Origin of the sequence: Actinoplanes sp. NPDC026619 (genome assembly GCF_040638295.1) — a bacterium.
Classification (GTDB): Bacteria; Actinomycetota; Actinomycetes; order Mycobacteriales; family Micromonosporaceae; genus Actinoplanes.
On the sequence record NZ_JBEZYA010000019.1, the window covers coordinates 80,764 to 103,061 of the forward strand.

General features: G+C 71.2%; 15 protein-coding genes and 1 pseudogene. 7 read left to right on the forward strand and 9 right to left on the reverse strand.

Annotation, left to right across the window (positions count from 1 at the left end; genetic code table 11):
* Positions 1 to 7: 7 nt before the first annotated feature.
* Together AB0E90_RS34320 and AB0E90_RS34325 are read left to right on the forward strand one after the other, a co-directional pair.
* Positions 8 to 3,784 (forward strand): FtsK/SpoIIIE domain-containing protein, encoded by a 3,777-nt coding sequence (locus AB0E90_RS34320; protein WP_360415276.1) that lies wholly within the window; start codon positions 8 to 10, stop codon positions 3,782 to 3,784.
* 2 nt (positions 3,785 to 3,786) lie between these two features.
* Complete coding sequence (locus AB0E90_RS34325) at positions 3,787 to 4,995, forward strand: hypothetical protein (RefSeq protein WP_360415278.1); 1,209 nt, start codon at positions 3,787 to 3,789, stop codon at positions 4,993 to 4,995.
* Positions 4,996 to 5,010: 15 nt separating this feature from the next.
* Here the strand turns inward: AB0E90_RS34325 and AB0E90_RS34330 are convergent, their stop codons facing one another.
* Positions 5,011 to 7,347: a bifunctional diguanylate cyclase/phosphodiesterase gene (locus AB0E90_RS34330; RefSeq protein ID WP_360415280.1), complete on the reverse strand. Its 2,337-nt coding sequence runs from the start codon at positions 7,345 to 7,347 to the stop codon at positions 5,011 to 5,013.
* 261 nt (positions 7,348 to 7,608) lie between these two features.
* On the opposite strand from AB0E90_RS34330, the pseudogene AB0E90_RS34335 reads away from it, so the two are divergent.
* Positions 7,609 to 7,695 (forward strand): annotated as a pseudogene (locus AB0E90_RS34335) (ABC transporter); the annotation flags it as partial.
* 151 nt (positions 7,696 to 7,846) lie between these two features.
* Here AB0E90_RS34335 and AB0E90_RS34340 read toward each other — a convergent pair.
* The 8 genes from AB0E90_RS34340 to AB0E90_RS34375 all read right to left on the reverse strand — a co-directional run bounded on the left by AB0E90_RS34340 (position 7,847) and on the right by AB0E90_RS34375 (position 16,750).
* Positions 7,847 to 8,521: a tetratricopeptide repeat protein gene (locus tag AB0E90_RS34340; protein WP_360415282.1), complete on the reverse strand. Its 675-nt coding sequence runs from the start codon at positions 8,519 to 8,521 to the stop codon at positions 7,847 to 7,849.
* Positions 8,522 to 8,543: 22 nt separating this feature from the next.
* The gene (locus tag AB0E90_RS34345) at positions 8,544 to 9,980 is read right to left on the reverse strand and encodes a GGDEF domain-containing protein (RefSeq protein ID WP_360415284.1); all 1,437 of its coding nucleotides are present in this window, start codon (positions 9,978 to 9,980) and stop codon (positions 8,544 to 8,546) included.
* A complete protein-coding gene (locus AB0E90_RS34350) occupies positions 9,980 to 11,158 on the reverse strand; it encodes an FIST N-terminal domain-containing protein (protein WP_360415286.1) in 1,179 nt (392 codons plus the stop codon). Before AB0E90_RS34350 ends, AB0E90_RS34345 begins: the two co-directional genes overlap by 1 nt.
* 77 nt (positions 11,159 to 11,235) lie before the next feature.
* Complete coding sequence (locus AB0E90_RS34355; protein WP_360415288.1) at positions 11,236 to 11,808, reverse strand: TIGR03086 family metal-binding protein; 573 nt, start codon at positions 11,806 to 11,808, stop codon at positions 11,236 to 11,238.
* The gene (locus tag AB0E90_RS34360) at positions 11,795 to 12,262 is read right to left on the reverse strand and encodes an SRPBCC family protein (protein WP_360415290.1); all 468 of its coding nucleotides are present in this window, start codon (positions 12,260 to 12,262) and stop codon (positions 11,795 to 11,797) included. Before AB0E90_RS34360 ends, AB0E90_RS34355 begins: the two co-directional genes overlap by 14 nt.
* A complete protein-coding gene (locus AB0E90_RS34365) occupies positions 12,259 to 12,594 on the reverse strand; it encodes a helix-turn-helix domain-containing protein (RefSeq protein WP_360415292.1) in 336 nt (111 codons plus the stop codon). The genes AB0E90_RS34360 and AB0E90_RS34365 overlap by 4 nt, the downstream gene beginning before the upstream one ends.
* A gap of 72 nt (positions 12,595 to 12,666) precedes the next feature.
* On the reverse strand, positions 12,667 to 15,435 hold the full coding sequence (locus AB0E90_RS34370) for a glycoside hydrolase family 3 C-terminal domain-containing protein (protein WP_360415294.1): 2,769 nt from the start codon (positions 15,433 to 15,435) through the stop codon (positions 12,667 to 12,669).
* Positions 15,436 to 15,595: 160 nt separating this feature from the next.
* Positions 15,596 to 16,750, reverse strand: coding sequence for an ROK family transcriptional regulator (locus AB0E90_RS34375; RefSeq protein WP_360415296.1), 1,155 nt, complete (start codon positions 16,748 to 16,750; stop codon positions 15,596 to 15,598).
* A gap of 248 nt (positions 16,751 to 16,998) precedes the next feature.
* Here AB0E90_RS34375 and AB0E90_RS34380 point away from each other — a divergent pair, with 248 nt between their 5' ends.
* Genes AB0E90_RS34380 through AB0E90_RS34395 form a run of 4 tightly spaced genes read left to right on the forward strand, consistent with a single transcriptional unit; the run spans position 16,999 to position 22,245 of the window.
* Positions 16,999 to 18,690 (forward strand): hypothetical protein, encoded by a 1,692-nt coding sequence (locus tag AB0E90_RS34380; RefSeq protein WP_360415298.1) that lies wholly within the window; start codon positions 16,999 to 17,001, stop codon positions 18,688 to 18,690.
* Positions 18,691 to 18,749: 59 nt separating this feature from the next.
* Positions 18,750 to 19,742, forward strand: coding sequence for an ABC transporter permease subunit (locus AB0E90_RS34385; RefSeq protein ID WP_360415300.1), 993 nt, complete (start codon positions 18,750 to 18,752; stop codon positions 19,740 to 19,742).
* Positions 19,739 to 20,686, forward strand: coding sequence for a carbohydrate ABC transporter permease (locus AB0E90_RS34390; RefSeq protein WP_360415302.1), 948 nt, complete (start codon positions 19,739 to 19,741; stop codon positions 20,684 to 20,686). The genes AB0E90_RS34385 and AB0E90_RS34390 overlap by 4 nt, the downstream gene beginning before the upstream one ends.
* The gene (locus AB0E90_RS34395; protein WP_360415304.1) at positions 20,683 to 22,245 is read left to right on the forward strand and encodes a beta-galactosidase; all 1,563 of its coding nucleotides are present in this window, start codon (positions 20,683 to 20,685) and stop codon (positions 22,243 to 22,245) included. Before AB0E90_RS34390 ends, AB0E90_RS34395 begins: the two co-directional genes overlap by 4 nt.
* Positions 22,246 to 22,298: the final 53 nt, after the last annotated feature.

Consider the following 22,298-nt stretch of genomic DNA (forward strand, 5'->3'; position numbering starts at 1 on the left):
GCCCGCCGTGGACAATGATCTGACGCCCGTTCACCGGCGGGGGCGGTGGCTGGGGGAGCGGCCGGTCCGGACCGAGTTCGACCTGCCGGCCGCGCCGACCGTCGAGAAGCCGCAGCCGCCGCAACCGGCGATGGTGCTTCTGCCCGTTCTCACCACCGGGACGATCCTGGTCTTCGGGATCATCGCCGGGCAGATTCAGATGATCGTGCTCGGTGGCCTGGTCACCTTCGCGGCGATGACCACACCGCTGGTCATGTACCGGGGAAATCTCAAGGCCGCCGGCAAGCGGAACGCCCAGCGGGCCGAGCGTTACGCGGCGATGGTCGGCGCGGTCGAGAGCGACGTCGTCACCGCGCAGAAGCAGATCCGGGCCGCGATCGAGCTCGACCACCCGGCACCCACGCAGCTCGGGGACTGGATCGCGGGCGGACGGCTCTGGGAGCGGCGGCTCACCGACGACGACTTCCTCGACGTCGCGGTCGGGGTGGCGGATGTGCCGTCCGGCCTCGGCGTCGACATCGGCAAGGCGGCGGCGATCGAGGCCGACGTCATGACCGATCTGCAGGATCGGGCCGAGGAGATCAAGAAGACCGCGGCCACCGTACGGGATGCGCCCTTCGCCGTCTCCATGAAGCAGCACGCAGTGATCGGCGTCGAGGGGCCGCGGGCCGCCGCGGCCGGCCTGGCCCGGTCGATGCTTCTCGAGGCGGTCGTCTGCTGCGGACCGGACGAGCTCTCCCTGCTGGTCGCCGCCCCGCCGGACCGGGCGCACGAGTGGTCCTGGGCGACCGCCATCCCGCACATGACGCATCATGCCGAGTCGGCGGCCGTCACGACGGACGCCAAGGCACTCGCGAGCGCGCTGGCCCGGATCGTCGAGCCGCGCGCGCAACTGCTCGACGAGACGGACTGGTCGACGGCGAAGGCCGGCCTGGCCCACCTGATCCTCGTGCTCGACGCCTATCACCCGCTGTCCGAGCTGCAGGAGATCCCGCAGCTGCAGGATGCCCTGTCCCGCGCGAGCGACCTCGGCATCACCATCCTGACCATCTCGGAGACGCGGCGGGACAGCCCGGCCGAGGCCTCCGCCGTGCTGGTGGTCGACGGCCGGGGCCACGGGACGCTTCAGCCGGTCCGCAGCGCGGAGCCGCCGGTGCGGTTCGCCGCGATCGGCGCGGAGGTGGCGGAGGCGGAGCGGGTGGCCGCGGTGATCGGCCGGCGGCAACTGGTGAGCGATCTTTCGTTCGTCGGTGACTCGTCCGGCGACGTACTGCTCGACCTGCTCGACCAGCGCCCGATCCGGCCGCAGCGGGCCCGCGAGGCGGCCGGCTTCCTCACCGCCACCTTCGGAGTGCTGGCTGACGGCCGGCCGTTCACGCTCGACCTCAAGGAGGGAGCGGTCAACGGCGACGGCCCGCACGGCCTGCTGGTGGGCGCGACCGGCTCCGGCAAGAGCGAGTTGCTGCGCTCGATGATCACTTCGCTGGCGTTGACGCACAGCCCGGACGAGCTGCAGATGGCCTTCGTGGACTTCAAGGGCGGCTCGGCGTTCGAGCTGCTCGCCGAGCTGCCGCACTGCACCGGCCTGATCACCAACATCCTCGACGACCTGACCCTGATCGAGCGGATGCGCAGCTCGCTCACCGGCGAGCTGCTGGCCCGCCAGCGCAAGCTCGCCGCGGCCGGCCAGGACCTGCAGGGCATCCGCGACTACTGGGCGATGCGGGAGCAGAACCCGGACCTGCCGGAGATGCCGTACCTGCTCCTGATCATCGACGAGTTCGGCGAGCTGCTCGAGGCCGACCCCCAGTTTCTCGACGTCCTGCTCTCGGTCGGGCGCCAGGGCCGCAGCCTGGGCGTCCACCTCCTGCTCGCCAGCCAGCGGCTGGAGGTCGGCCGGATCCGTGGCCTGGAGAGCTATCTCAGCTACCGGATCGCGCTGCGCACTTTCACCCCGGAGGAGAGCAGCGCGGCGATCGGCTCCAAGGCCGCCGCCGAGCTGCCTCCGCTGCCCGGGCACGGGTTCTTCCGGGCAGCCGGCACCCTGCAGCGGTTCAAGGGTTCGATGGTCTCGGTCGCCGGTGAGGGCCCGCAGACCGATCTGGCCCTCGTGGTCGACCGGCTGAAGACCGTGCCGCCGGCCCCGCCGCTGTGGCTGCGGCCGTTGCCGAACTCGGCGCGGATGGAGTTCCTCGCACTGGACGATCCGCGGGTCGCCCAGCTCTCGACCCCGGTCGAAAGCGGACTGCCACTTGCGATCGGGTTGCGCGACGACCCGTTGCGCCGGCGCCAGGAGCCGGCCGTGATCGACGTTGCCCGGCTCGGCGGTCACGTCGCGATCGTCGGCGCGCCGCAGACCGGCAAGAGCTCCGCGATGGCCACCGAACTGGTGCAGGCGGCGGTGCATTTCCCGGCGTACCTCCTCCGCTTCTATGTTCTTGATTTCGGTGGTGGTCTGCTGGCTGCGGCGGGGCGGCTGCCCAACGTCGGCGCCTACGCCACACCCCAGGAACCGCACCGGGTGGCCCGCATCCTGGCCGAGCTGGTGACGCTGCTCGACGAGCGGGCGGTGGGTTTCCGCCGGGACCGGGTGAGCAGCATGGCCGAGCAGCGACAGCTGGCCGCGCGGCTCGCCGACGAGCAGACGCAGGCACACACGGTTCTGGTGATCGACAACTATGCGGCCTTCAAGGAGCGGTATCCCGAGTACGAGCCGGTCGTCGAGCGGCTGCTCATCGAGGGCGCCAACTTCGGGCTGCACCTGCATCTGACCACCGCGCGCTGGACCGACGTCAACGCGCGCAAGCTGGAACAGATCGCGACGCGGTTCGAGCTGCGGCTCAACGATGCGAGCGACTCCCAGTTCGGCCGGTCCCGGGGTGGAACCCTGGCCGGCGCCGGTCCCGGGCGCGCGCTCGGTCCCGGTGGGCTGCAGTCGCAGATCGCCGCGCTCTTCTTCGCCGCCGCGTCCGCCGTGCCGGCCAGCTTCGACGACGTGGTGGCGACGGTCGTGGCGGCCGTGCCGGGACCCCGGGCCCGGCGGCTCCTGCTCCTCGACGACCTGTCCGCGGCGGAGTTCGGCCGGGCGCGCGACGCCGTGACCGGCGAGGGCGGCGTCCTGCTCGGTGTCAACGAGTCCGGGTTCCGGCCGGCGCCGTTCCGGCCCGGCCGCGACGGCAACCTGCTGATGTACGGCGACGTCGAATCCGGTCGCACATCGACGCTCGCCCGCCTGCTCGACGAGGCGGCCCGCACCGGCGCCGACGCGTACGTCGTGGACTTCCGCGGTGGCCTGCTGACGAAGCTCGGCGCGCTGCCGATCCGTGGCTCGGCGACCTCGCCGGGCGAACTCGAGGCGCTGGTCGGTGACCTGAAGCAGCTCCTCGAAGGACGGATGGCAAGCGGGCCGACGCCGGCTGACCGGGCGGTCCTGGTCGTGGTCGACGACTTCGAGCTGGTGCAGGCGCTGAGCCCGCTGGGGCGGCCCGGCACGCTGACCGACCTGGCCTCGTACGCGCTGGTGTCCGAGCGGGTGGGCGTGAGCATCGTGCTCAACCAGATCGCCACCAACGCCGCGATCCGGGCCGGCGACATGCTGGTCAAGCGAATGCTGGAATCGGCGGCCCGGCGGATGCACTTCTCCGTGGCGTCCCGCAGCGAGATGCTGCCGGGCAATCTCCGGGGCCGGCCGCTGGCGCCGGGCGTCGCCCAGCTGATCAGTCCGGGCCGGCCCGAGGCGTTGATCCGGACCCTGACTCCGGTCGAGCCGCAGCGGAAGGAATGACCATGGCCGAAGAGACAGCGCCGGAGGAGTCCCTGCGCAGCCGTGCCGCCGGGTGGTCGAGCGCGGCGGGACGCATCGCGGGGGCTCAGGTCGCCGCCGCGCTGGCGGCGGCGCATGAGGCAGGCGCGAAGCACCTCGCTCTGACGCCCGACGTGATCCTCGTCGTTCGCGGGAGCGACCCGCCGCTGGTCCGGGTGACCGGCTTCGGGGCCGTCGGCGCCGAACGCAATGCCTGGTCCGCGCCCGAGATCGGCGGCGAAACCCCCGTAACCGCGGCCGCCGACGTCTACAGCCTCGGCGCCGTCCTCGCCGAGCTGTTCCCGGCGCTGGCGGAGGAGCTGGCCGACTGCCGGGCAGCGGATCCCGCCGCGCGTCCCTCGGCCGCCGCGATCGCCACCCGCCTGAGCGGCCCGATTCCGGCCACCACGGAGGCGCCCGCACCGCCGACTCCTTCCGCGGAGGAAGAAACCGCGGAAGAACCTCCCGCGAAGGTCGAAAGCGGGCCGGAACTCGCCGAAGCCCCGAAGCCCGTGGAAGCGCCGAAGCCCTGGAAACGCCGCGGCATCGTGGAACCGGTGCTGGCCGTCGCGGTGGTCGCGGCCCTTCTCGCACTCGCCGGGTTGGCGGCCCACCTCCACGGCACGGACGACGACCAGGCCCGCCCGGCGCCCAGCGTTACGGCAGTGCCATCGGCGAGTCCGGCCCCTTCGACGACACCGGTGGCGCAGACGCTGCGAGCCACCATGGCCGCTCATCTCCCGGACGGCGCCGGAACGCTCTATCTCGCGATGCGCGACGGCAAGGCGCTCGCGTACTTCTGTGACGGCAAGAAAGTCGAGGCGTGGTACCGCGGCACCGCCGCGGACGGCCGAATCGCCCTGACCGGACGCAATGGCAACACCATGACCGGCGAATTCACCGGACTGGCCTCGAGCGGCTCGGTGTCCGTCAAGGGCCGCACCACCAGTTTCAAGATTCCGGCGGTGCGAAAGCCGTCCGGGCTCTACCGCTCTTCCGCCAAGGTGCGCAACGCCAAGGTCGACGGCACCTGGATCGTCCTGCCCGACGGCAGCCAGGTGGGCGTGCTCGACACCGATGGTGTGCCCGGCCCGGCCCCGAGACTGGATGTCGGAACCGGCACCACCTCGATCGGTGGATCGTCCGTACCGGCCGTGGAGGTCGACGTCGAGACCGGCGCCGGCCTGACCTGACGCCCGGGCGCCGCGTCAGCGATTCGCGCCGGTGCCGGCCGCGGTCGCCGATTCGAGGATCAGGCGGGCCGCGTCCGGCTCGGGGACCGGGCGGGAGAAGAAGAAGCCCTGGACCCGCTGGCAGCCCAGTTCGCGCAGCAGCGCCACCTGCTCGGCGGTCTCCACGCCCTCGGCGATCGTGCCCAGGTTCAGGCCCGCGGCCAGCTCGATGATCGCCTTCACCAGGGTCAGCGCGGCCGGGTCGGGCGCGCCGGGAGCGGGCATGAACGCGCGGTCGATCTTGAGGTGGTCGATCGGCAGGTCGCGGAGGTACGCCAGCGACGAGTAGCCGGTGCCGAAGTCGTCGATCGCCACCCGGACGCCGTGCGTGCGCAGCATGCTCAGGTGGCTGATCGCCTGCTCGGTGACCTTGCCCGAGTTGACCAGCACGCCCTCGGTGATCTCCAGGATGAGCGCCTCCGGGGGCAGCCCCGAGGTCTTCAGCGCGTCCAGCACCATCATCCCGAAGTCCGGCTCGCGCAGTTGCCGCGGTGACACGTTCACCGAGACCAGCGTCCCGTGCCGGCGGTGCCAGCCGGCCGCCACCCGGCACGACTCGCGCAGCACCCAGGCGCCGATCGGCACGATGAGCCCGCTGTCCTCGGCGATGCCGATGAAGCGGTCCGGCGGCACCATCGACTCGCCGGCCGGCTGCCACCGGATCAGCGCCTCGACGCCGGTGATGCGCTCGTCGGCGAGCCGGATCAGCGGCTGGTAGAAGACCAGGAACTCGTCCCGCGTGATCGCCTCGCGCAGCCGCTCCACCGTCCGCGCGGCTTCCCGCCGCTTCTCCCGTAGCTGCTGGTCGAAGAGCACCATCTGGTTGCGCCCGGCCTCCTTGGCGGCATGAAGCGCCAGGTAGGCGTCCCGGACGACGTCGGCCGCCGGCAGGTCGCCCTCCAGGTCGCGCAGGCCGATGCTGACCGTGGCGAACAGCTCGTGGCCCTGCACGGCCAGCGGGCGCCGCATCGCGGTGAGCACCCGCTCGGAGGTGGCCCAGGCGTCGGTCAGCGGGACGCCCTCCAGCAGCACCGCGAACTCGTCGCTGTGCAGCCGCGCCACCAGGCCGTCCACGATCAGGTCGCGCAGCCGGGCCGCCGCCTCGACCAGCAGGTCGTCGCCAACGGTCTGCCCGAACCGGTCGTTGACCTCCTTGAAGTCGTCGATGTCGAGCAGCAGCAACGCGCCGCCGGGGCCGGGGTCGAGGCAGGCGGTGAGCCGGTCGTGCAGCACGGTCCGGCCGGGCAGCCCGGTCAGCACGTCGTGCGAGGCGCGGAACAGCAACTCCTGCTGCAGCTCGGCCTCGGAGCGCAGCGCCTCCTCGAGGTCCGCGGCACGCCGGGCCGCGGTGCGGTTGAGCTGGCGCATCCGCACGACGACCAGCGCCGACGTGACCGCGGTGGCGATCATCGGGACGACGACGTCGAGGGTGTTCAGGGTGTCGGCGAGGCCCTCGTGGAGCAGGAAGCCGCCGGTCAGCACCGGCGTGGCGACCACGGCGCCGACGTAGATGGGCGTCGCGTCGCGGCGGTCCGCGGTGGACCCGTCGGGCGGCAGCGGGACCGTCCGTCTCATCGACGGGTGCAGGGCGGCCACCGCGAGCAGTCCGTTGCAGACCACCCAGCCGGCGATGCTGACCCGGGTCGGGTAGCCCATGTTGCTGCCGACGGTCAGGTAGGCGGTGTCGGCGGTCAGCCGGGCCACACAGGAGGCGGCAACCAGCCGGTAGGAGAGCGAGCCCGGGTCGCTGAGCAGCCACAGGCGGATGCCGAGGCCGAGCAGGATCAGATCCAGGAACGGCTCGACCAGCAGGGACGCGTGGGTCCGGATGTCGTCGCTGTCGATCAGCGTCGGGTCGACGAACACCATCCACCAGATCACCGCGACACAGGACGCGATGATCGCGCTCTCCATCGCGCCGGCCCGCGCGATGCCGGGCCGGCCGTGGTTGGGCAGCAGCGCCACGCCGGCGCACAGGATGGGGTAGGTGATGCCGTAGATGAGGTTGATCGCGGCGCCGTTCTGCGCGATCGACGTGGGCACGAGCGTCGAGAAGATGACGTTCCCGGCGAGGGCCAGCCCGACCGACGTGAAGATCAGCCACCAGGCCCGCGGAAACGGCGGCCGATGCAGGCGTACGCCGCCGGCGATCGCCACCATGACCAGGGTCGCGCTGCCCAGCATGAGGGCGGCCAGCCCGCCGAGCGTGGACACCACGAACGCGAACGGGACGAGGAGGAGGGCCGCGACCGCACCGGCCCACAGAAAGGCCCCCGCCCGGTTGGCAGGCGGCGGCGCCAACTCGAATCCCACGGTCTCACGTTGCCATGCCTGACCACGCAAAACGCCCTAAACGCCCAGAAAGTGAGGATACCTCAGGCGGCGTAGAGGAATGCATGACACATTCAGCCTATGGGAGAGATAGGTTATGGTGAGCGCTCCGCCGATCCGATCGGGCCACCGCGGTCTACCCGCTGCCGCTGTACTCGCTGAAGTACAAGGCGCCGGGCGAGCTGCCGGCCGACGCCGAGGTCGCGATCCCCAACGACGCGGGAGAAAGACCGCCGAGCCGTACGCCGGGACATCGGCATGATCTTCCAGCAGTTCAACCTGTTCCGTTCCCGGACGGTCGCCGGCAACGTCGCCTATCCGCTCAAGGTGGCCGGTGTCGCGGGCTCGGCGACTTCGCGGTCACCTACGGCTCCCAGCGCTACAACTGGCCGGTCGTCTACATCACCGTCGCCACCATCATCGTGATCGTCCAGGCCGGCCAGTTCGCCGGCAACGCCCTCGCACGTAGGGCACTGCGCCGCTAACCCGCCGCGTGCTCGCGGGCGAACGCCGCCTCGCCCAGCGCGGCGACGGCGGCGGCGCGGATCCGGGACAGCTCCGCGGCGTCGTCCGGGTCGGGAACCTGGCCGATGGCGGCGAACGCGCGGTCGACGGCGCCGACCAGGCGCGCGGCGCCCGCCTGGTCGCCGTCGGCCGAGGCCAGCGCGGCGGCCGCCACGTCCAGGTACGGGCCGAGCGAATGCCGGCCGGCCCGGACGGTGGCGATCAGTTGCCGGGCCTCGTCCCGGTTGCCTAGGTGCAGCTCGACGAACGCCAGGTTGTACCGCTCGGAATTCGCCTGCTCGGGCTGCCCCAGCTCCTCGTTCAGCGCGATGCCGGCGAGGTAGCGCTCGCGGGCCGCCGGCCAGTCGCCGGCGAGCCGGGCCACCGCGGCGAGCACGTGCCGCGGGCGTTCCTCCAGCCGCCGGTCGCCGGCGCGCACCGCGACCTCCAGCGCCGATCGGGCCAGTTCCCCGGCACGGGGCAGGTCGTCGCCGCGCAGGGCCACCCGCGCCATCGCGTACAGCCCCTCGACCTCGCCGGCCGGGTCGCCGGCGGCCCGCGCCCGGGCCACCTCGGCCCCGGCCATCCGCAACACGTCGGCGGTGCCGCCGCGCCGGAAAGCGCCGCGCAGGTCGTCCGGGGGATCGGTCACGCCACCCAGTCCACCAGAGGCGTCACGCCGAATGGAACGCGGGCCCGGTGTGCATCGACTGCTCGAACTCCCGGTAGGTGCCGGGCAGCGTCTTCTTGGCGCGGTACATCGCGAGGTCGGCCTCCTCGACCAGCTCCTCGACGCTGTGGCCGATCCGGTTGTAGGAGATGCCGACGCTGGCGCGGGTGGTGACGACCCGGCCCGCGATCTCGAAGGGCCGGGCGATCGCGTCGAGCACCCGCTGGGCGATGTCGTGCGCCTGTTCCACCCCGGTGAGCGGCTCCACCAGCACGGCGAACTCGTCGCCGCCGAGCCGGGCGGCCATGTCCGAGCTGCGGAGCACGCCCGACAGCCGGTCGGCGACGCCACGCAGGAGCTCGTCGCCGGTGCTGTGCCCGAGGGTGTCGTTCACCTGCTTGAACAGGTCGAGGTCGAGGTAGAGCAGCGCCGCGGTCGCCGGATCGGGGCCGGCGGCCAGCGTGCGCTGGACCCGCTGCCGGAACAGCGACCGGTTCGGCAGCCCGGTGAGCGGGTCGTGGTGGGCGGCGTGCACCGCGGCGAGGGTCGAGGCGCCGGTCAGCGCGAGACTGGCCTGCTCGCCGAAGGCGGCGAGCACGTCGCGCCACTCGGATTTCCGGCCGGTGTCCGCGTGGCCGGCGATGACGAACCCGCCGGCCACGTCGTCGCCGATGTGCACGGGCACGGCGGCCAGCGAGCCGTCGGCGGCCGAGCAGTTCGCCTCCATCGCCCGCCGGGCGGCGTCGACCAGCACGTCGGGCCCGGGATGGGGTGCGCCGGCGCCGCGGGTGAGCGACGCGACCGTCAGCCCGCCGGCGTCGCCCGACTCGCGCAGCACCAGCGCCGTGGTGACGTCGTCGAGCAGCAGCTGGGCGCCGTCGGTGATCGAGCGGAGAACCTCGCCGAGCGGGGTCTGCTGGTTGGCCGCCCGCTGGATGCCCAGCAGGGTCTCGAGCAGCCGTTCGCGCCATTCGAGCGCCTCGAGCAGCGCGAGCCGGGCATCGGCTTCCTGTTCCCGCTCGCGGCGCAGCCGGCGCTCGTTCTCGAGGGTGCGCAGGCCCCGAAGGGCGAGGCCGAGCACCCGGGCCATCCCCTGGAGCATCTGGCGCTCCTCGGCGGTGAACGACTCGTCGGCGCGGGCGAGCAGCAGCCGGCCGTCGGTGTCCCGGTCGAGCGGGTGCGTGGTGACGTACATCGGTCCGATGCCGGGGAAGGTCGTGGTCTCGGCCGACGCCCGCAGCCCGGTGAACAGGGCCGGATCGGGGTTGCGGCCGAGGCCGACCGATGCGCCGACCTCGCCGCCGCCGATGACGGCGGCCACCTCGGCCTCGGTGGCCTCGGTCGCCCGCTGCACGGCGATCCGTGCCGCGCTGGCCACGTCGCCGGCGCGGGTGATGGCGCTGAAGAACTCGGTGAGCTGAAGGAGGGACCAGTCGGCCATCAGCTCACCGCGAGGGCGACCACCGTCAAGTGGTGCATGCCCTTCGCTCCTGGGGTGCGGGCGATCTCGCCGTTGGAGTAGAAACCGCCGTACGGAATCGGCTTGAGGGTGTCGCCCAGCCGCTGCGTGGCGAGGTCGGTCCCGTCCGGACCGAGCGCGAGCGTCCGCACGCAGCAGTCGAAGACCAGCACACCGAGCGGATCCGCGTCACCGACCGCGGCGACCGCCGCGGAGCCGGCGGCGGACGCGGCGTCGGTGATCGCGCCGGGGTCGGCCTCCATGAACCAGACCAGGCCGCCCTCGGGCGTGTCGGCCAACCCGGAGATCGACCGATCGTCCTGGTCGGCCGCGAAGATGATCCGGATGTCCTCGCCGGTGCGGCGGGCCAGGCCGAGCGGCCGGACCGCGGCGAACTGCAGGAAGGCGCCGGGGTCGGCGATCACCTCGGGCGGGCAGCCGGTGAGCCGGGCGTAGACGTCCAGCGCCGGTTCGCCGTCCAGCTCGAAGATCTTGCCGCCCTCGCTGCTGGTGACGGCCATCGGCTCGCCCTTGCGGTGCCAGCCGTGCGCCACCCCGATCCCGAGCGGCGACGTCGAACCGAGCGCGGCGCCGAGAACGGCGTCCGGCAGAACGAGCACCTCGGTGCCGGAGCTGAAGAAGTGCCGGGTGCCGGTCTGCTGCATGTCGTCGCCCGCGCAGCCGCCGATCAGCGGGACCTGCGCGCCGGCCACCGAGTAGGCGCCCCGCACCATCTCCTGCTGGTCGGTGCTGCGCCCGTCGCCGAGCAGGAGCACCGCGCGGTGTTCGGCGTCGATGTCGTCCAGGCACGACGCGGCGCTCGCGCCGGCCGTGTAGAGATCCATGCTGTCGTACGGCACGGCGCGCACCGACGCGGCGAATCCCGGCCCGCCGATCGCGTTGACCACCACACCGCGGCCGCGCCCGTCGGCGGTGTATTCACCCGACGTGGAACAGCCGATCATGAGAACGTCGCCGCCGGCCGCGGCATGGACCGCCGCCGCCATCTCCTCGGTCGCGTGCGACATGGACGCGAAGACGATCAGCAGGGTGGCCGGGCGCCCCTCGAGCGCGGCGCGGCACGCTTGCGCGCCGGCCTCAGCCGGATCGGCAAGCACGCTGTGCCCCACGCCGAACCACCGCTGTTCACGCACGTCCATCGATTGCTCCCTTGCCAGCGGCCCGCCAGGTCCGACCAAAGGGAGCATCGGCAATCTGCCGTCGAACCTGAGCGAAGCTAGGGCGTCCAGAACGGGTCGCGGCCGATGAACCCGAGCATCCGCGTCTGGGCGTCGGCGTCGGAGGGGACGGCCACGCGTGGCCCGTACTGGCCCGAATTGCGGATGATCTCCTCCATCGGCTCCATGCCGCCCAGCAGCGCGGCGCAGAAGCCCTCGTCGAGCCGGTCGTCCTGGCCGGTGGCGCGGGCCAGGTCCCAGGTGTGCATGAAGACGTCGGAGGTATAGAAGCGGTCGATCGCCTGGTCCAGCGGGACCTCGCCGATGTGCGGATTGGTCAGCACCCGCGTCGCGGTGGCCGGGTCGTCCAGCACCGCCTGCACCGAGTCGTACTGGTTCTGCCAGGCGGCGACCGGGTCGTCGTCGACGCCGGGCCCGGCCGGCAGCGTGATGCCGGCGCCGCCGGCCAGGAAGCCGGGGAACCACTCGACGAGGTGGCGCACCACGTCGCGAGCCGTCCAGCCGGGCACCGGCGCGGGAGCGTCCCAGTCCTTCGCCCCGCGGGCCCGCTCGGCGAACGTGCCGGCGACGGTGCGGTGCCGCTCGGCCGGGTCAAGGTCAGACAGTGTCATCGGTCAGCATCCTCTCGAGCTTGGCGTAACCCTCGTCGACGCCGGTCTCCATCCCGCTCTTCAGCCACGCGTCGCGGACCTCGAAGCTCTCCACCAGCGACTGCGTGCGCAGACGCGTCCGGCCGCCGCCGAGGTCGTCGAACCGGAGCGTCTCCAGCAGCACCTGGTCGGGACTGCCCGCGTAGGTGAAGGTCTGCACGATGCGGTCCGGCCGGATCTCGTGGAAGCAGCCGTGGAATGCGAACTCGGCACCGTCGCGGACCGAGACATACCGGTAACTGCCGCCGGTGCGAGCGTCCCACTGCTCGATGCGGGTCCGCAGCGAATCGGGGCCGATCCACCGGGCGAAGAGCTCCGGGTCGGTGTGCGCCCGCAGCAGCTGCCCGGGCGTGGCCTGGAAGTCGCGGCTGATGCGGATGATCGGAACGACCGGATCAGCCTCCACCGTGGTCATCTCGGGTGCTCCTCGTTCATCTCGGCCAGCACACGGTCGAGGCGCTGGTAGCGCTCGGCGGCCTGCCGGCGGTACCGCTCGATCCACTCGTCCATCGGGTCCAGCGAGCCGGCCTCGAGGTGCACCGGGCGTGGCTGCGGACCGCCGGCCCGGCTCACCACGCCCGCCTCCTCCAGGACCCGCAGGTGCTTGTAGATCGCCTGGAGGGTCATCCCGTACGGCTCGGCGAGCTGGTTGACGGTGGCGTCGGCGACCGACAGCCGGGCCACCATGTCACGGCGGGTCGGGTCGGCGAGCGCCGCGAAGACCTTCGACAGGGTGTCAGCCGGCATCGCCACCTCGTTTCAACTCATCGGTTGAAACTCAAGCTAGCGGGCCTGGTACGAGTTGTCCAGCCCGCCGAATCACGGCTTGAAGGTGATCTCGGTGACCCGGGTGCCTTCGTCGAGGATCAGGTAGAGGTCGTGCACGCCGTCCGCGGGCGCGGTGCTCGCGGTGGTGCCGGGCGGCACGGTGGCCATCTCGGCGCCGGCGTAGGGGTCGTCGAGGCGCAGGACGACGGGCGGGCCGTCGCCTTCGACCGCCACCGAGCGGGCGCCGGTCAGGTCGATGCCGGCCAGGCAGCACCAGGCGCCGTCCTCGGCCGCGCGGACCGCCTCGCCGCGGACCGGGTCGCCGGTGGCCACCAGGGTGATCCCGCTGTACTCGTCGTGGTCGACCGCGGCGATCGGGCGGCCCAGCGCGGGCCGCGGCCCGATTCGGCTGCCGCGCACCGACAGCGTCGCGGTGAGCCGGATGTCGCTGGCCGAGCGCCCCACCATGACCTTGTGGCGGGCCGTCTCGACCACGAACCGGTTGGTCGTGACGTCCCAGAAGCGCAGGTCGTCCACCGCGAGCTCGAACGAGACCAGTTCGGACTGGCCGGGCTCCAGAGCGATCTTGGCGAACCCGCGCAGCTGCCGCAGCGGCTGCTTGACCCGGGACAGCTGCTGGTGGGTGTAGAGCTGCACGACCTCGCTGCCCGGGCGGCTGCCGGTGTTGGTCACCCAGACCGTGACGGTCACGGTGTCGCCGGGCGCCGCCGACGAGCGGGAGACGTCGAGGTTGGAGTAGTCGAACGTGGCGTACGACAGGCCGTGCCCGAAGGGGTAGAGCGGGGTGCCACGGTAGTACTGGTAGGTGGCGTCGTTGGTGATGATGTCGTAGTCGAGCAGGTCGGGCAGCTCGCAGGCGCTGCGGTACCACGTCTGGGTGAGCCGCCCGCCCGGGTCGGCCCGGCCGGTGAGCACGTCGGCGAGCGCGTGGCCGAGCTCCTGGCCACCGTGTGACATCCAGAGCACCGCGGGCAGGTGCACGTCGGCCCACTCCACCGCGTACGGGTAGCCGGAGACCAGCACCAGCCCGGTGTTGCGGTTGGCCGCGTACACCTCGCGCAGCAGCTTGTCCTGGGCCGGCGGGAGCTTGAGATCGGCGCGGTCCTCGGTCTCCCGGCCGTTGACCAGCGGGTGGTTGCCGGCCACCACGATCACCGCGTCGGCCGTGGCGGCCAGGTCGGCGGCGTCGGCGACCCCGTCCACCAGGGTCTCGAGGGTGAGCCGGGCGGCCCGCGGGCCGAGATCGAGCTGGGCGGTCAGCGAGCCGAGCTCGGTGTTGCCGGGGGAGGAGTGGGTGCGCAGCGCGACGGTGCCGTCGGCCCGGCGGTCGAGGCGGAACATCTCCCGCACCACCCACTCGGACGGTCCGGCCGAGTCGGCGGTGAGGCCGGCCTCGCTCGCCCGCAGGAACATCCCGTTCACCGTGGACCGCAGCGTGACGACGCCGTTGCCCCAGTCGAAGAGATCAAAACCGGCAATCTCATCGACCAGGTGTACGCCGTCGGCGTCGGCCGACAGATAGTGGTCGCCGAGCCGCAGCGCGATCCGGTCGACGCCCTCGGTGTGCAGGATGCGCGCGTCGCCGAACACCTCGGCGAGGCCGTCGCGCACCGTGCAGGAGTAGGGGAGCGTCCCGGAATACCAATCGGTGTAGTTCTTCGCGGCGTGCGGGCCGACCACCGCGACCGTGCGGTGCCGGGCCGGGTCGAGCGGAAGCAGGCAGCACTCCGACTTGAGCAGGGTGACCGACTCGCGCGCGGCCTGACGCGCCAGCTCCTGGTGCTCGGCGCAGTTGATCACCTCGGACGTCGCGCCGGCGTAGGGGTTCGCCTCGTCGGGGTCGAACTCGCCGAGCCGCACCCGCAGGGTCAGCGCCCGCCGGACGGCCCGGTCGACGTCGTCGTCGGTGACCAGGCCGCGGCGCATCGCCTCGTCGATCCGCTCGATGGTGACCTCGGAGTGGTCGTCGGCGTCGGTGAAGCTGTCGATGCCGGCCCGCAGCGCCGCGGCGTGGCTCTCGGCGTGGTCCGGGAACCAGGCCTGCTGCTGCGGGTCGGCCAGGTTGCTCGGCGCGTACGCGTCGGACACCACGAAGATCTCGTCGCCGGTCCACGTGCGCAGCTCGTCGTTCAGGTAGGGCGTCACGTGCGCGGGCCGGCCGTTGACCAGGTTGTAGGAGGCCATCACGGCCACCGCCGAGCCGCGCTCGATCGGCAGCCGGAAGGCGGGCAGCTCGAATTCGCGGAGCACCCGCGGGCTCAGGTTGCTCGACATGGTGCAGCGGTCGGTCTCGCTGCTGTAGCCGAGGAAGTGTTTGAGGGTCGGCGCGGTCTGCAGCACCCGGGGGTGGTCGCCGGCCAGCCCGCGCGCGTAGGCGTCCCCGGCCAGCGCGGTGAGGAACGGATCCTCCGCGTACCCCTCCTCGTTGCGTCCCCACCGGGGGTCGCGCAGCGGGTTGACCACCGGGGCCCAGACGTTGAGGCCGCAGCGGGTCGGGTCCTTGTGGTGCAGCCCGCGCACCTCGGCGCCGACGGCCGCGCCGACCTGCCGGATCAGCTCGAGGTTCCAGCTGGTGGCCAGGCCGAGCGCCTGCGGGAAGACGGTGGCGTCGCCGAGCCAGGCGAGACCGTGCAGCGCCTCGGTGCCGGTGCGGAACGAGGCCAGGCCGAGCCGGTCGATCGCCGGCTGGTGCTGGTGGAGCATCGCGATCTTCTCGGGCCGGGTGAGCCGGTCCAGCAGATCGTCGACGCGCTCGGTGAGGGGCACGTCGGGCTGGCGGAAACGGGGAGTCTCGCTCATGGTCACATCCGTCGGGGAGGCGGTTGTCGAAGGCGCTTCACCGGACGGCGACGATGGACAGTCGAAGCGCTTCGACACGGGTCGCGCATGTGTCGAAGTTGTTTCGGGGAGTTGCCGAGATGTCTACCGCAGTCGATCTGGCTCGTCAAGCGATGATGATCTATCCCGAGGTCAGAGTTGGGAGCGCTCCCGCGTCGATCGCGTCGAGCACCTGGCTCGCCCCGCCCGCCGCCGCCGCGCTGGAGTCCAGTGTCGAGGCGACGACCTGGGTGCCGCCGCAGTCGCCGGCCACCGAGCGGGCGACCAGCTCGCGCTCGGCGTCCGGGATGAGCCAGGGGGCGAGCACGGTGAAATATCCGCCGAGCGCGACATATTCCGGGTTGATCAGATTGGTCAGCATCGAGATGCCGTGCCCGAGGTGGCGGCCGGTCGTGGCGAGGGCGTCGAGCACCCGGGCGTCGCCGGCCTTGGCCAGCCGGTGGATCTCGTCGACGTGCGGGCCGAACTCCGAGGGCAGGACGGTGGCCTCGGGCAGCGCCCGGCGGATCAGCGCGCCCAGCCCGGCCAGCGACTCCACGCAGCCGTGCCGGCCGCAGCCGCACAGCGGGCCGGAGGGGTCGATCGGCAGGTGGCCGAACTCGCCGGCGAAGCCCCTGCTGCCGCGCAGCAGCCGGCCGTCGCTGATGATGCCGGCCCCGACCCCGGCCCCGCCGACCAGGTAGACCAGGTTCGCCGCGCCGCTGCGGCCGCCGAACCGCTGCTCGGCCAGCACGGCGAGGTTGGCGTCGTTTTCCACCAGCAGCGGATAGGCCGGCTCCTGCAGCGCGCTGAGCAGCGACTTGCGCAGGTCGACCTGGCGCCAGCCGAGGTTGGGCGCCAGCTCGACCACGCCGTCCGGGTCGACCAGGCCGGGCACGCCCACGGTGAGGCCGAGCACCCGGCGCTGCTCGTGCGCCATCTTGGCGATCGCCCGCTTGGCCAGCGCGGCCAGCGAGGCGATCGCCGGCCCGGGGGCGGTGGAGGCGCCGGTGAACGAGCGGCGCCAGGACAGCAGGCGCTCACCGCCGAGGTCGAGGGCCACCGCGGTGAGGTAGTCGGCGTTCACCTCGAGGCCGATGGCCGCATAGGGGGAGCCGTCCAGGACCAGCATCATCGCCGGGCGGCCGATCCGGTTCTCGGTCATCCCGACCTCGCGCACCAGCCGCCGGTCGATCAGGTCGGTGACGAGGCTCGACACGGTCGCCTTGTTGAGGCCGGTGGCGGCGGCGATCTCGGCACGCGAGCACGGCGCGTTGATCCGCAGATGACGCAGCACGACCGCGAGGTTGGTGGCCCTTACGTCCGCGAAATCCGAACGTTGCGGCCCGCCGTCTTTGGTGAACACCAACTGGCCCCTGCCCCCGGTCCGATGCTCTCGCCGCCCATCATGCCGCACCCCCGGTGGGGGTTGTGAGGTCGGATGGCAGCGGCTACTTTGTTTGTTTAACGACCCAACTAAAGGTTATCGATGTCTTAGCCTCCGAGCAAACAACAAATTTGAATCCCGGAAGGGAGTGGAAGATAGTGAGTCCTCTCGATGGAGTCCGCGCCGACCGCCGGCGGTTCCTGGAGCTGGCCGGTCTGGGCGCGATGGCATTCGCGGGGAGCGGATTGCTCGCGGGCTGCGGCGACGCCAAGACCTCGAGCGGCCCGGGCACGACGGACAAGAACCAGCTCAACAAGATCCTGCCGGCGTACGTTCCGTCCACCGCTCTCCAGCCGGACATCCCCAGCGCCGCCGGGGCGAACGGGTTCTTCTCGACCCCGGTCTTCCTGAAATACCCGGCCAGCCCGGTCGCCGCCACGACGGGCGTCCCGGGCAAGGGCGGGGCGTACACGGCGATGACCCCGCTGTGGGGTTCCATCCCGTCGTCGAAGAACAACACCTACTACGACACGGTCAACGCGGCCCTCGGCGCGAACCTCAAGATGCAGCCCGCGGACGGCGTCAACTACGACAAGATCCTGCCGCCGCTCTTCGCCGGCAACAAGCTGCCCGACTGGCTGATGATCCCTAGCTGGAACATGGGCAACCTCGGCTTCGCCGACGCGGTCAACAAGTTCGCCGACCTGGGGCCTTATCTTTCCGGCGACGCCATCAAGGCGTACCCGAACCTCGCCGCCATCCCGACCGGGGCCTGGCAGTCCTGCATCTGGAACGGCAAGCTGTTCGGTCTGCCGACGTACTACAGCAGTGCCTCGGCCGGCGGCGCCCTCTTCTACCGCAAGGACATCTTCGACAAAGAGGGCATCAACGCCGGCAGCATCAATTCGCCGGCCGACCTGGAGGCCCTCGGCAAGCAGCTCACCGACCCCAAGGCGGGCCGCTGGGCGTTCGGCGACTTCTTCGACTACCTGGCGCACGTCTTCCACTTCCCGGGCGACCCGTACCGGTGGACCGTCGACGCCTCCGGCAAGGTCGTCAGCCGGTACGAGATGCCCGAGTACGTCGAGGCCCTCAACTGGTTCGCCAAGCAGGCCAAGGCCGGTTACGTGCACCCGGACGCCCTCGCCGGCAAGAAGGAGGAGGGCAAGCAGCGCTTCTGGAGCGGCAAGGAGGTCATCACCGGCGACGGCCCGGGCGGCTGGAGCGGGTCGGACGCGCAGTCCGGTCAGGCGGCCAATCCGTCCTACGTCCGGGCGGCCTTCAAGGTGCTGGCCACCGACGGCAAGCCGGCCCAGCCGATGAACCCGGCCTCCAACATGTACTCCTTCCTCAACGGCAAGCTCAGCGCCGACCAGATCAAGGAGTGCCTGTCGATCGCGAACTACCTGGCCGCGCCGTACGGCTCGGCCGAGTGGCTGACGGTCAACTTCGGTAAGGAAGCCGTCGACTACACCATGAAGGACAGCAATCCCCAGCTGACCGAGAAGGGCAGCAAGGAGGTGGCCACGAGCTACCAGTTCCTGGTCACGCCGCTCACCCCGGTCCCGGTCACCCCCGGGCACGAGCAGGTGGCGAAGGACTACGCCGCCTGGGAGGCGGACATGGTGAAGTACGCGGTCAAGCCCTCGTTCTACGGCATGAACATCACCGAGCCGGCGCAGTACGCGAACCTCAACCAGCCGATGGTCGACGTCTCCCTCGACGTCCGCTACGGCCGCAAGCCGATCTCCGCCTTCACCGACGCGCTCGCCACCTGGAAGAGCTCGGGCGGCGAGGAACTGCGCAAGTTCTACGAGGACGTCAAGAACAAGTACGGCACCGGCCAGTAGACGGCGGTCGGCCCGTGGGTGATCCCACCCACGGGCCGGTAACACTAGGAGCCACAGCTTTGACGGCCATTCACGAAGCGCCCCCCGCCGCCGCGGCGCAGCCCCCGGCGCCGCTCACCCGCGCCGAGAAACGCACCCTGAAAAAGGCCGACCGGCGCCGCCGTTTCCTGCGCGACCGGTCCCTGGTGCTCATGACGATTCCGGCGATCCTGCTGGTTCTCGTCTTCAACTACGCGCCGATGTTCGGCACCGTGACGGCGTTCCAGAGCTACAGCATCTACGCGGGCTTCATGCACAGCCCCTGGACCGGGTTCACCACCTTCCAGCGGCTCTTCCACGACCCGTACTTCTGGCACGCCTTTCAGAACACCCTGACGCTCAGCCTGGTGCAGCTGGTTCTCTTCTTCCCGGTGCCGATCCTGCTGGCTCTGCTGCTCAACTCGGTCCTGAGCACCAAGGTGCGCACCTTCGTGCAGTCGGTGGTCTACCTGCCGCACTTCTTCTCCTGGGTGCTGGCGATCACCATCTTCCAGCAGATGCTCGGCGGGGCCGGCGCGCTCAACCAGTTCCTGCGCGCGCACAGCATCGGCACCTGGGACATCATGACCGACCCGGGCACCTTCAAGCTGCTGATCACGGCGCAGGTGGTCTGGAAGGAAGCCGGCTGGGGCATCATCGTCTTCCTGGCCGCCCTCGCCGCCATCGACACCCAGTTGTACGAGGCGGCCGCGGCGGACGGCGCCGGCCGATGGCGCCGGCTCTGGCACATCACCCTGCCCGGCATCCGCAGCATCATCGTGCTCATGCTGGTGCTGCAACTGGGCAACGTGCTCACGATCGGCTTCGAGCAGATGCTGATCCAGCGCAGCGCGGTCGGCCGGGACGCCTCCGAAGTGCTCGACACGTACGCCTACTTCTACGGCGTGGTGAACGCGAACTTCAGCATCGGGGCGGCGGCGTCGCTGTTCAAGGGCGTGCTGTCGCTGATCCTCATTCTCACCGCCAACAAGATCGCCCACATGTTCGGCGAGGACGGACTGTACCGACGATGACCGCGACCTCACTGGCCAGCGCGGCCGAGAAGACCCGCCGCAACCGCAACCGGCCCATCTGGGAGGAGCCACCGACCGTCGCCGGGCAGGCCGGCAAGGGCGCGGTCCTGGTGTTCATCGTCCTGGTGGTCCTCATCCCGCTCTACATGATCGTGCTGACCAGCATCTCCACTCAGGGGTCGATCAACCAGGCCGGCGGGATGGTGCTGGTGCCGCACGGGTTCACCGTCGAGGCGTACCGGCAGATCTTCACCAACAACCTGGTCATCAGCTCGCTGATCGCGAGTTTCGGCATCACCCTGGTCGGCACGCTCATCTCGGTGACCGTGACGGTCCTCTGCGCGTACGGCCTGTCCCGCGCCCGCTCGTGGGGGCACCGCTTCATCCTGATGCTGCTGGTCGTCACGATGTTCTTCAACGGCGGCCTGATCCCGACCTTCATGGTCGTCTCCGGGCTCGGCGGCTACGACAACTACTGGGCGATGATCCTGCCCAGCGCGGTGAGCGTCTTCAACATCCTGGTGATGCGCGGATTCTTCGCCGGCACCTCGCGGGATCTGATCGACGCGGCCTACATGGACGGCGCCGGCGAGTGGCGGATCCTCACCCGGATCGTGCTGCCCACGTCCCGGGCGGTCGTCGCGGTCATCTCGCTGTTCTACGCGGTCGGCTACTGGAACACGTTCTTCAACGCGCTGCTCTACCTCCCGGACAACCAGAAGTGGCCGTTGCAGCTGGTGATCTACACGTACACCCTGCAGGGCAACCCGATGCCGGGCACCGGCATCACCCAGACCGGCCAGTACTTCGGCACCCAGCAGATCGCCCCGTTGTCGATCCAGATGGCGGTGGTGACCCTGACGCTGATCCCGATCCTGGTGATCTACCCGTTCGTGCAGCGGCACTTCGCCAAGGGCATGCTGCTGGGAGCGGTCAAGGGATGATCCGGTTCGGCGGCGACTACAACCCGGAGCAGTGGCCCTCGCCGGTCTGGGCGGAGGACGTCGGGCTGATGCTGCGGGCCGGGGTCAACCTGGTCACGGTCGGCGTGTTCTCCTGGTCGCGGTTGCAGCCGGGCCCGGACGAGTTCGACTTCGGCTGGCTCGACCGGGTGCTCGACCTGCTCGGCTCGGCCGGGATCGGCGTCTGCCTGGCCACCCCGACCGCCTCGCCGCCACCCTGGTTCACGAGGCTGCATCCGACGGCAATGCCGATCAACCACGATGGTGTACGGCTGAGCCACGGTTCCCGGGACACCTACTGCGTGAACGCCCCGGCGTACCAGTCCGCCTCGCTGGAGATCACCGGGCGGCTGGCTTCCCGCTACGCCGGGCACGACGCCCTCCGCCTGTGGCACGTCCACAACGAATACGGCACCACCTGCTACTGCGACCATTGCGCGGCGGCCTTCCGCCGCTGGCTCGCCGCCCGTTACGGCGATCCGGCGACCCTCAACGACGCGTGGAGCACCGACTTCTGGTCCCAGCGGGTATCCAATTTCGACGAGGTGCTGCCGCCGCGCGCCACCCAATATCTGAGCAATCCCGCCCAGCTGCTGGACTACCGCCGGTTCGTCTCCGACGCGATGCTCGAGCACTACCGGTCGCAGCGTGCTCTGCTCTCCGGCGCGCCGGTCACCACGAACTTCGTGCTCGGCGGCTGGGTGCCGGTCGACCACGCCCGCTGGGCCCGCGAGGTCGACATCGTGGCGATCGACGACTACCCCACCACCCTGGCCGAGCGCGCCTTCGCCGCCGACCTGGCCCGCGGCTGGGCCCGCGGCGGCCCGTGGATGCTGATGGAACACGCGCCGTCCGTCGAGGCACGGGAGATCGCCCAGCCCTACCTGGACCGTGGCGCCACCGGCATCCTCTACTTCCAGTGGCGGGCGAGCCGGGGCGGCGCCGAGCAGTGGCACCCGGCGATGGTGCCGCACGAGGGCCCGGACACCCCGGTCTTCCGCGAGATCAGTGCGCTCGGCGCCACGTTGCGGGATCGCGAACCGGTCGCGGTGACCGCGACGAGCGCGCTGATCTACGACGAGCAGACCATGTGGGCCCTGCAGTCGCCGCACCTGCCGCCGCGCGCCGAAGGCTACGAGGCCACCGTCAAACGCTGGCACCGCGCCTTCGACGGCCCGGTCGACGTGGTGCCGCCGGACGCGTCGCTGGGGGAGTACGACCTGGTCGTGGCGCCGCTGCTCTACCTGCTGCCGGCGGCCGGGCACCGGGCGCTGCGCGACTACGTGAGCGGCGGTGGCCGCCTCGTGCTGACCTTCGACAGCGGCCTGGTCGACGAGCACTGCCGGGTCACGCCGGGCGCCCTGGACGACCTGATCGGCGCCCGCCGCATCCAGCACGACCTGGAACCGGCCACCGCCACCGTGCTGCGGCACACCCCGGACGGGCGGCCGGCGGTGCTCGAGAACCACTACGGGGGAGGCGTCGTGCGGTATGTAGCCACCGACCTCGATGACCTAGGTCTGACTTTGCTGGAAATCTAGATAAAGCGGCCCATTTCCGGACCGCCCGTGGTTCATTCTCCGTAGCCGCGCAA

What these genes read in the sequence shown, in the direction of transcription:
- AB0E90_RS34360 (WP_360415290.1), bottom strand. Translation starts at nt 12,262, where the DNA reads ATGACCACGGTGGAGGCTGATCCGGTCGTTCCGATCATCCGCATCAGC.
- AB0E90_RS34395 (WP_360415304.1), top strand. Translation starts at nt 20,683, where the DNA reads ATGATCCGGTTCGGCGGCGACTACAACCCGGAGCAGTGGCCCTCGCCG.
- AB0E90_RS34365 (WP_360415292.1), bottom strand. Translation starts at nt 12,594, where the DNA reads ATGCCGGCTGACACCCTGTCGAAGGTCTTCGCGGCGCTCGCCGACCCG.
- AB0E90_RS34370 (WP_360415294.1), bottom strand. Translation starts at nt 15,435, where the DNA reads ATGAGCGAGACTCCCCGTTTCCGCCAGCCCGACGTGCCCCTCACCGAG.
- AB0E90_RS34345 (WP_360415284.1), bottom strand. Translation starts at nt 9,980, where the DNA reads ATGGCCGACTGGTCCCTCCTTCAGCTCACCGAGTTCTTCAGCGCCATC.
- AB0E90_RS34325 (WP_360415278.1), top strand. Translation starts at nt 3,787, where the DNA reads ATGGCCGAAGAGACAGCGCCGGAGGAGTCCCTGCGCAGCCGTGCCGCC.
- AB0E90_RS34350 (WP_360415286.1), bottom strand. Translation starts at nt 11,158, where the DNA reads ATGGACGTGCGTGAACAGCGGTGGTTCGGCGTGGGGCACAGCGTGCTT.
- AB0E90_RS34390 (WP_360415302.1), top strand. Translation starts at nt 19,739, where the DNA reads ATGACCGCGACCTCACTGGCCAGCGCGGCCGAGAAGACCCGCCGCAAC.
- AB0E90_RS34355 (WP_360415288.1), bottom strand. Translation starts at nt 11,808, where the DNA reads ATGACACTGTCTGACCTTGACCCGGCCGAGCGGCACCGCACCGTCGCC.